The 9238-nt window shown below is 37.0% G+C and carries 6 protein-coding genes and 1 pseudogene; 3 read left to right on the plus strand and 4 right to left on the minus strand.

Annotated elements, in window-relative coordinates; all coding sequences use genetic code 11:
* The first annotated feature begins 71 nt into the window (after positions 1–71).
* The 3 genes from ACFILD_RS03945 (at position 72) to ACFILD_RS03955 (ending at position 5391) form a co-directional block, all read left to right on the plus strand.
* A complete protein-coding gene (locus tag ACFILD_RS03945) occupies positions 72–1595 on the plus strand; it encodes a Do family serine endopeptidase (RefSeq protein ID WP_273790754.1) in 1524 nt (507 codons plus the stop codon).
* 853 nt (positions 1596–2448) lie between these two features.
* On the plus strand, positions 2449–3321 hold the full coding sequence (miaA, locus tag ACFILD_RS03950) for a tRNA (adenosine(37)-N6)-dimethylallyltransferase MiaA (RefSeq protein WP_375631163.1): 873 nt from the start codon (positions 2449–2451) through the stop codon (positions 3319–3321).
* Positions 3322–3591: 270 nt separating this feature from the next.
* Positions 3592–5391 carry an acetolactate synthase 3 large subunit gene (locus ACFILD_RS03955; protein WP_375664791.1) on the plus strand — a complete coding sequence of 600 codons (1800 nt, stop codon included), beginning with the start codon at positions 3592–3594 and terminating at the stop codon, positions 5389–5391.
* Between the two features lie 903 nt (positions 5392–6294).
* Here the strand turns inward: ACFILD_RS03955 and ACFILD_RS03960 are convergent.
* From ACFILD_RS03960 to ACFILD_RS03975, 4 genes and pseudogenes are all read right to left on the minus strand, one after another.
* On the minus strand, positions 6295–6900 hold the full coding sequence (locus tag ACFILD_RS03960) for a hypothetical protein (protein WP_375660750.1): 606 nt from the start codon (positions 6898–6900) through the stop codon (positions 6295–6297).
* Positions 6901–7062: 162 nt separating this feature from the next.
* Positions 7063–7164: pseudogene (locus ACFILD_RS03965) on the minus strand (integrase); the annotation flags it as partial.
* Positions 7165–7234: 70 nt separating this feature from the next.
* Positions 7235–8161, minus strand: coding sequence for a D-2-hydroxyacid dehydrogenase family protein (locus ACFILD_RS03970; protein ID WP_375664083.1), 927 nt, complete (start codon positions 8159–8161; stop codon positions 7235–7237).
* 152 nt (positions 8162–8313) lie between these two features.
* On the minus strand, positions 8314–9238 hold a 925-nt coding region (locus tag ACFILD_RS03975), incomplete at its 5' end, for a tyrosine-type recombinase/integrase (RefSeq protein ID WP_375664793.1).

The raw sequence follows: 9238 nt of genomic DNA on the forward strand, positions 1-9238 counted from the left end.
GTATCGAGCCGTGCTGGTTTTATGTAGATAAATTTAGTGGGGCTCTTTGCATCTTTGATTAAAGGCATGTCATGGATAGAAGTGTCGTGAGTAAAAATACGTTTTTAAAGTTTTTTATCACAAGAGTTGTTTTTTGTGTGACTTTGTTTCTATCAGGGTCAGGTTTGTCTTGGGGAGCAGAGACAAGCGAGGCATTGCTTTCTATTCCTGATTTAGCTTCTGAGCTTTTGGAAACAGTTGTGAATATTTCCACGGCACAGACTGTTGAAGGAACAGAACAGGATGAAAATACCTCGGTACCCGTTATCCCAAAAGATTCATTGCTGGAGGAATATTTTAGTGATTTTTTTACACCCAAGGATGCTCAAAAAGATAGTCAATTTCAAAAGGTGCGTTCTTTAGGGTCTGGTTTTGTGATTGATGCGCAAAAAGGGATTATTGTTACAAATTATCATGTTATTGTTGATGCTGATGATATTGAAGTTAATTTTACGGATGGTACAAAACTAAAGGCAAAGCTTCTTGGAAAGGATAGCAAAACTGATTTGGCGTTGCTTCAAGTCGATGCAGGAAGTAAAAAATTAAAAGCTGTGCGTTTTGGTGACTCAGAAAAAGCACGTATTGGTGACTGGGTTATGGCTATTGGTAATCCTTATGGTTTTGGTGGCAGTGTGACGGTTGGTATTATTTCTGCGCGTAACCGTGATCTTAATGCTGGTCCCTATGATAATTTTATTCAAACAGATGCAGCAATTAATCGGGGCAATTCTGGTGGTCCGTTATTTGATAGAAATGGTGAAGTCATTGGCATTAATACAGCAATTGTTTCACCTTCGGGAGGATCTATCGGTATTGGATTTGCTATTCCATCGGATATGGCTCTTTCTGTTATTAATCAATTGCGTGATTTTGGAGAAATAAGACGTGGTTGGTTGGCTATTCGTATTCAGCCGGTAACAGAGGATATTGCAAAAAGTTTAAAATTGGACAATGCTGTGGGAGCATTGGTGGCTGGTAAAATAGAACAGACGGAAGAAAATAATGTAGATAATAGCCAGTTACAAACTGGAGATGTTATTCTTTCTTTTGGTAATTCCAAAATTAAGCATGCACGTGATTTGCCGCGTTTAGTTGCAGAAAGTTCAGAAGGAAAGGTGGTGGATGTTACTGTTTTACGGAATGGGCAAGAAGAAACAGTAAAAGTTAAGCTTGGACGTTTGATTGAAACAGATCCAAATGAAGATACAGAAGAAGAAGTTGATGATAAAAAAAATCAAGATCTGTCGAAAAACGTGACAATGCAATTTATGGGAATGACGTTATCTGAACTGACGGAGGATTTGCGTCATCGTTATTCAATTTCGGATAAACTTCGAGGACTAGTGGTGACATCTGTTGCACAAAATAGTGCAGCGGATAAAAAGCGTATTCGCGTTGGTGAAGTGATTGTTGATATCAATCAGAGTTCTATCACAACAATTGATGAGGCTAAAAAACGTATTCATAAATTACGTGAAGCTGGACGCAAAAATGCTCTATTTATTGTAGCGCGTCCAGATGGAGAGTTACGGTTCGTAACGCTCCTAATGGATTGATCCTTAAAAATTATTTTTTGTTTTTTATCAGCCTTAGTATATGGGATATTTTGCAAGCTAGGCATGTGATGTCCAATATTTCTCAAATTCATTTCACGATAGAGAGCATGGGGTGTGCAATATAAAATTCATTGGGCAGCTCTATTTTTGCGTTAAATAAAAGTACAAGTTGCTACCATCATAGATTTGCTAGATTTCCAACTTTGCAACAGCTTAGGCTTTAAAATAGTGCATAGGAGATCTATGTTTTGTATTTAAGTCAATTATTATTATAAATAATGTTGTATCTAGTGAGAATTTTAGCACTTTGTGATTGTATTTTGTGTGCTATAGAGAACGTTTTTTCACTTCAGTTTGAAAAAAGCTCTCTCAGAGAAAAATCATATTAGACTAAATTAGTTATATATATTTACACCTTTCTTGGTGATGGATGAAAAAATAGTTATAAAAAAAGAGCGTGAAGAAGACAATTTCTGAATCTCCTATTATAAATCAGAGTAGCATGCTGTTTTTATAGGAAAAAATAAAGCTGTTTGATTGTATAGGTTAAGCTCAGTATTATTTTCATAAATGATGACAAAGAGTATGTTTTTAATGGCCTAAACGGACAAAATTATTATAGCTGTGGTTTGTTATTGAATTATGATAGCAAAAAATGCTTGGAAATTCCTTTGGTGTTGTTCTTAAGTCTATTTTTTCTTTTTTATAAGTTTCATAAGGGGCTTTGTCTTAAGGGGAATTTGTGTTCGTATTTTTGTTTGAAGTATTTACTCTATGATAATGGAGAGAAGATAGTGGCTTTGGGGGTGTCTGTATGTTGCAATAAGTTATTGATTGGGAGAAATTGCTATTTATGGCACAAAGAACAATTACATTGATAGCAGGGCCAACGGCAAGTGGGAAGTCAGAACTTGCCTTGCAAATGGCTCAAGAAAAGAATGCTCTCATTATTAATACTGATTCAATGCAGGTTTATGATGTTTTAAATATTTTAACGGCACGGCCGGGGGAGGCTGACACCGCGATTGTTCCCCATTATCTTTATGGTCATGTGAGTCCTACTTTGAACTATTCAGTAGGGCAATGGTTGTATGATGTCGAGAAGCTATTGGCTACTTTTTCTTTAAGATCAGTTATTTTTGTTGGTGGAACAGGACTTTATTTTCGTGCTCTTTTAGAGGGGATTTCGGAAGTCCCTCATGTTCCAGATGTTGTGCGGCAGCAGTGGCGTTTGCTGCTTGATAAAGAGGGACCTGAAAGTCTTTATCGCCAGTTGTTGCAGATTGATGCTGTTGTTGCTGAAAAAATTTCTTCGCATGATAGACAGCGTATTGTCCGTGCTTTGGAAGTTTATGATGCAACCGGTAAGACGCTCAGTTGGTGGCAGAAACAAAAAACAACACCTCTCATTGCGCCGAATTTGACCGAAAAAATTCTTCTCATGCCACCACGTCCTTTGCTTTATGAACGTATTCATAAACGCTTGGATTCTATGATTGAAAGAGGAGCTTTAGAAGAAGTGGTGGCTATGAAAAAACTTAAACTTTCCCCTTCATTACCAGCAATGAAGGCTATTGGTATACCTGAGTTTATGGCTTATTTGGATGGATATAGAAGCTTTGAGAGTGCTCTTGAAGCGGTGAAAATACAAACGAGGAGATATGCAAAAAGACAAATGACATGGTTTCGTAATCAATTTGATGAAGAATGGATGCTTACTTTTTGATAAAAGAGCTGGAGCCTTGCAAAGAAACTTTCGAAAGATAAAAGATAATTCGTAAAAAAGAAATTTTTTAGAAAATATAATTTTTTATTGACGAATGGTATCAATGGAATTAGAAATCTGTCTACAAGGAATTTTTTATATATTTTATACGTTGGAATAATGGGGGGTAATCATACAGTATGTGTTGTGTAATGGGCTCCTTTGGGGGCTTTTTTTATGGGCTCCGTTAGGGGCTTTTTTATTGTCCTATAAAGTAGGTGAGTGGGAAAAATGAGAAATGATCCAAGAAAGCAAGAGAGTGCAGATGGAAAAATAATGTCGGGCGCTGAAATAGTGGTTCAGGCTCTTATAGATCAAGGCGTTGAACATATTTTTGGTTATCCTGGTGGGGCTGTTTTGCCTATTTTTGATGTTCTTTATCACCAAGATACACTCCAGCATATTTTGGTGCGCCATGAACAAGCTGCAGGGCATGCGGCTGAAGGCTATGCACGCAGCACAGGGAAGGTAGGGGTTATGCTTGTGACTTCTGGTCCAGGGGCAACGAATGCTGTGACACCTTTGCAAGATGCTCTTATGGATTCGATACCTCTTGTTTGTTTTTCTGGGCAGGTGTCAACAACGGTGATTGGAACAAATGCTTTTCAAGAGGCTGATACAGTTGGAATTACAAAGCCTTGTACGAAGCGTAATTGGCTGGTTAAAAATGTCAATGATCTTGCGGCTATTATTCATGAAGCTTTTGCTCTTGCTCAATCAGGTCGTCCTGGGCCGGTTTTGATTGATATTCCTAAGGATGTTCAATTTGCTTCAGGACTTTATAGAGCACCTCAAGTTCAGGAGTCTTTACATTCTTTTCCATCGTTGAAAGGGAATATTAAGGCTATTGAATCTGCCGTTTCTCTTTTAGTTGAGGCAAAACGCCCTATTATTTATTCTGGTGGTGGTGTTATTTCATCGGGGATGAAAGCTATACAGCTTTTACGTAATTTGGTTCAATTGGGGGATTTTCCGATTACTTCAACATTAATGGGACTTGGTGCTTATCCTGCTTCCGGTAAAAATTGGCTTGGAATGCTTGGAATGCATGGAACCTATGAGGCTAATATGGCCATGCATGATTGTGATGTCATGTTAGCTGTTGGAGCACGATTTGATGATCGTATCACGGGGCGCCTTGATGCATTTGCACCTCATGCGCGTATTATTCATATTGATATTGATCCTTCTTCCATCAATAAAATTGTAAAAGCAGAAGTTCCAATTATTGGTGATGTGGCTTGTGTTTTAGGAGATATGACGCAACTCTTAAAAATACAGCAACCAGCGTTTAACAGTGAAGTCCGTGAGGCGTGGTGGACGCAAATTAACCGTTGGAAAGCTCGTAATTCATTGGCATATGCGGAGAAAAAAGATGTCATTATGCCGCAATATGCTCTTGAACGGCTGTATGCCCTTACCAAAGATGCGAACGCTTATATTACAACGGATGTCGGACAGCATCAGATGTGGGCAGCACAGTATTATCATTTTGATGAACCAAAACATTGGATGACTTCTGGTGGTCTTGGAACGATGGGGTATGGTCTTCCGGCCGCTATCGGTGTTCAAATAGCACATCCTGATGCGCTTGTTGTGTGTATTTCTGGTGATGCCTCCATTCAGATGAATATTCAAGAGCTTGCAACAGCTATTCAGCATGACACACCTGTAAAAATTTTCATTTTAAATAATCAGTATATGGGGATGGTTCGCCAGTGGCAGCAATTGCTGCATGGTAATCGTCTTTCTCATTCTTATACGGAATCTATGCCTGACTTTGTGAAATTGGCACAAGCTTATGGAGCCGTGGGAATTCATTGTTCAAAACCCGATGAACTTGATGATAAAATTCAGCAGATGATTGACTGTGATAAGCCTGTTCTTTTTGATTGTCGTGTTTATCATTTAGAAAACTGTTTTCCTATGATCCCATCGGGATGTGCTCATAATGAGATGTTATTACCCGATGAGGCAAGCGAAGAAGCTATTGCAAATGCTATTTCTTCCGAGGGAAAGATTCTTGTATAAAATTAATATGTTAACAAAATGGTGAAGGATAGTGATGATGAAGTCTTTGGAGTCCTCATCTCTGTCTCTTCTTTGTGGAGAGTTCCTATTATCCTTAGAGATCATTTTATGATTTTCATTCTTTGTTTAAAGACATGGGGTGTATTATTATTTGTTCATCTAAAAAATGTTATAAGTCGTGTGCACAATTATGTTTGAATTTATTTGTACGCGATGTTTGTTTTTTTAATTCATATGTTCACATTAATAGCTATTTCGTTGCATTTTTTAGATAATACATTGAATTATCTGTTATAAATTAATTATGTTGTCTCATATATGAAAGATTCCATCGTGCAAGAAAAAAATCCACTGTGCTTGAAGGGGGCAACCATGCAAACCGTCATACTTGTGAAAACAATAGAAAAGTTTGTCACTATGTTTTGGTTTCGCATTATGAAATTACTCCAAATCGCTTTTTCAAGGGCTTGATAGGGGAATCCCCCTAGCGGCTTGAAGGAAGGGAAAAAATAACAAAGATCAAATGCAGCCATAGAAAATCAATTGGCTACCATAGCTTATAATTAGGTAGTAACCTCATCTGATTATGCGGGAGAAACCTATACATATGAGATGTATCGTCAATATATAAACCAGAATAATACTCAACATTATATCATTATCAGGACATTAACATTGAAAATCAAATACTCTTTCTTTTATTTGTTCTATATATCTATGATTCCATAAATCTGCAGAGACCAACACTCTTTGAATCCACCGCATTGGATTTTCATAACTATCAAATGATCCAAAAAATTTATCTCTAGAGTGTAGAGCCCTTCTGTTATCAATGTATAATAATCTTCCTTAGTGGTACATCAATTCCAAAAGATACAGCCTTAATAGCTTCATAAAAATGATCTAAAGCTTCCTTGGCTTTTTTGACTGTGGTTCTAACATGCCAGGATAAAAAACAGCGCTGATATCTGGGAATTCACTGTCCCTGTGAACTAGGGGCACTTTACTTGTAGAGGTTACCCCATTTTTTCTCCATCTATAGGGAACATTAATTATATATAAATTATCCCTTAAGCTCCTCAAATCCTCCTCACTTAAAAGTTTTAAAGCTAGACGTGCATCAGATATTCTCGTTAACGGGCCATCAACATCATTGCGAACACCAGATAAAAGGATCCCTTTAGGAGATAAATTTAAACCCGTTATAAATTTTAGTGCAGCATTTTCTGTATGAAAATCTAACTCAACTTCAGATCCTAATTCTGTATAATCTTTTTTATTATCCTCTAAAGAAAGCAGGTTATTTACTATATGTTCGCCTTCAAACTTAATTGAATAAGGCTCTCCGATCACTACAGAAAACATCATAATTAAATTTTCGCTAATATAGCCACTTTTACAAGACGCATCTAAATTATAAGGATTAGATGACGTATTAATTTGTCTATCAACAGGAAGGTTTTTAAAGATTAAATATGGTCTAGGGGTAATAGACCCCTTTTTGTTCATAAGAATTGTCAATATTCTATGTGGTAGCAGCGAAAATGCTATTTTTTTAACTCAACCGAATATTCAATACCACCGTATGGATACTCAATAATAATTAAGTCAATAAGTTATATTAATAGTGAGGGTTTTATTCGCTATTGATTCTATTACGTTTTTTTGCCTCTATTCCTCATCTTTTTGAAGTTTTTTTATAGCTTCAAGAGCGAGTTTTTTACGGTCTGCGCTCTTTGTGTAAAGAGATGACATGGCGTCATCTGTCCAGCCAATATGTGTCGTGCAAATTTGATAGGCTAGCGATATAAGATAAATTTTACAAACATTGGCTCAGCCGGCATTAAGCGCTCTTTATAAAAGACGCTATATTTTGGCAAGCTTTTTCAATATAATTCTCAAAGCTTTCTTCAGTCACATAGCCCAGATGCGGTGTGCAAAGAACTCTATCTGATTGCAATAATTTGCTCTCATATACTGGCTCGCTGTCATAAACATCCAGTGCAAAGTAAGTTGAATTTTCCAAACTTAGTATTTTTTCTATCGCCCCTTTTTCAACCAAAGCTGAACGCGCTGTGTTAACAAAAATAGCATGTGGTTTCATGCTCAATAGATCATCTAATTTTATGATTTCTCTGGTTTTATCGCTTAAACGTAAATGGACGGATATAACATCAGGACGTGTAAAAAATTCATCTTTTGAATGCGTAAAATGATAACCTAAATTTTTTGCTTCTTGCGTTGAACGCTCGCTCCCATAAACCAAAATGGACATGCCAAAAGCTTGAGCATATTGAGCAACCATTTTACCAATACGGCCAAACCCGAATATTCCAAGAGTAGCCCCTTTCATTTGGTTGCCAAATGTTGTTTGCCATCGTCCTTTTTTCATATCAGATACAGATTTACAGAGTTTTCTACGCGCAGACATAATTAAGAGCCACGCAAATTCAGCAGCAGAAGTTGGATCTCCACCACCGTCTAATATTTCAATTCCTAAGTCTCTACAAGTTTCTATATCAATATGTGAACCTATAGGGCCTGTTTGGCAGATTAATTTTAAATTTGGCAGTTTCAGGAGAAGATTTCTATCAACTATAGTCCGCTCTCTGATTAAGATAAGAATATCTATCTCTTTGAGCTTATCTTCTAAATCACATTCTTTAGCTAAATTATTTATAACCAGCACTTCATGCAATTTCATTAATTTTGTAATAGACTGTAATGTTAGGGTGGCTTTTTGATAGTCATCTGGAATTAATATTTTCAATTTAAACCTTCCGTTTCATTCATCAATATTTGAGTTCATTATTTCATTGTTATTTCTAGCAACGGTAACAAATAATAATTAAATCAAAAAGTTATATTTGTAGTAAGGGATTAGGTGCTTATTGATTCTATTATGTTTTTTTATCTCTATCCCTAACTTTTTTGGAGCTTTTGTATCGATTCAAGGGAGAGTTTTTTGCGATCTGCGCTCTTGGTATAAAGAGATGCCATACTGTCATTTGTCCAGCCAAAGAGTGCTTTGAGTTGTGATACTGTTGCACCAGAGTTAGCTGCGCGTGTTGCTGCTAATTTTCTTAAGCCATGCGCTGATTTTTTGATACCTGCTTGGGTACAAGCATTATAAAATGTAATTCCGAAGCTTTTTTTGGGTATTTTTTTCCCGCGTTTACCACAAATGAATGTTTCTTCTCCAATAGGACCAACTTCAAGCGTTTTGGCTAATTCTGGCAAAATTGGGAGAAAGACATCTGTTTTAAATTGGCTCTTTTCTGTTTTGATGTGAATGATATTATCTTTGACGTCTTTCCAGCCAATGCGGACCGCATCACCACGACGCAGACCCGTATATAAAAGAACATCAATCCAAACGCGTTCATGGGTACCATGTGACCAGCGTTGGTAATATTTTTCAACATCTTCTTCTGTCCAAACGGGAAAGCCCTCTTTATTTTTAAGAGGAGGTCTTGTGATACCTAAAGTAGGGTTGCTTTCCAAAAGTCCTTGTTCAATTGCCCATTTAAAAAGCCCATTTAGGGATTGTAGAAAGTCTCTAGCCATTGCTGGTGTTTCTTTGCGCCGTTCAACACCGGCTATGATATGTTTCTTTTCGATTGCTTGGTATGAAATGTGACCTATAGTATCGCACACTTTCATAAGAGTGTATTCTCTTTGTTTCTTTGTGGCTTTAGCGAGGTTATGCCAATTGGAGCTATTAAAATACTGTTTAAGGAGCCATGCGAATGAACCTTCGACTAGCTTACCAGTTTTTGATTTAGGAAGTATAAGCCCTTGTAACTCGGCAAGTGCGCTTTTGTAGTTATCAACAAACTCTTGCGTT

The organism is Bartonella sp. CL162QHHD, assembly GCF_042195435.1.
Taxonomy (GTDB): Bacteria; Pseudomonadota; Alphaproteobacteria; order Rhizobiales; family Rhizobiaceae; genus Bartonella.

What these genes read in the sequence shown, in the direction of transcription:
- ACFILD_RS03945 (WP_273790754.1), top strand. Translation starts at nt 72, where the DNA reads ATGGATAGAAGTGTCGTGAGTAAAAATACGTTTTTAAAGTTTTTTATC.
- ACFILD_RS03955 (WP_375664791.1), top strand. Translation starts at nt 3,592, where the DNA reads ATGAGAAATGATCCAAGAAAGCAAGAGAGTGCAGATGGAAAAATAATG.
- miaA (WP_375631163.1), top strand. Translation starts at nt 2,449, where the DNA reads ATGGCACAAAGAACAATTACATTGATAGCAGGGCCAACGGCAAGTGGG.
- ACFILD_RS03960 (WP_375660750.1), bottom strand. Translation starts at nt 6,900, where the DNA reads ATGAACAAAAAGGGGTCTATTACCCCTAGACCATATTTAATCTTTAAA.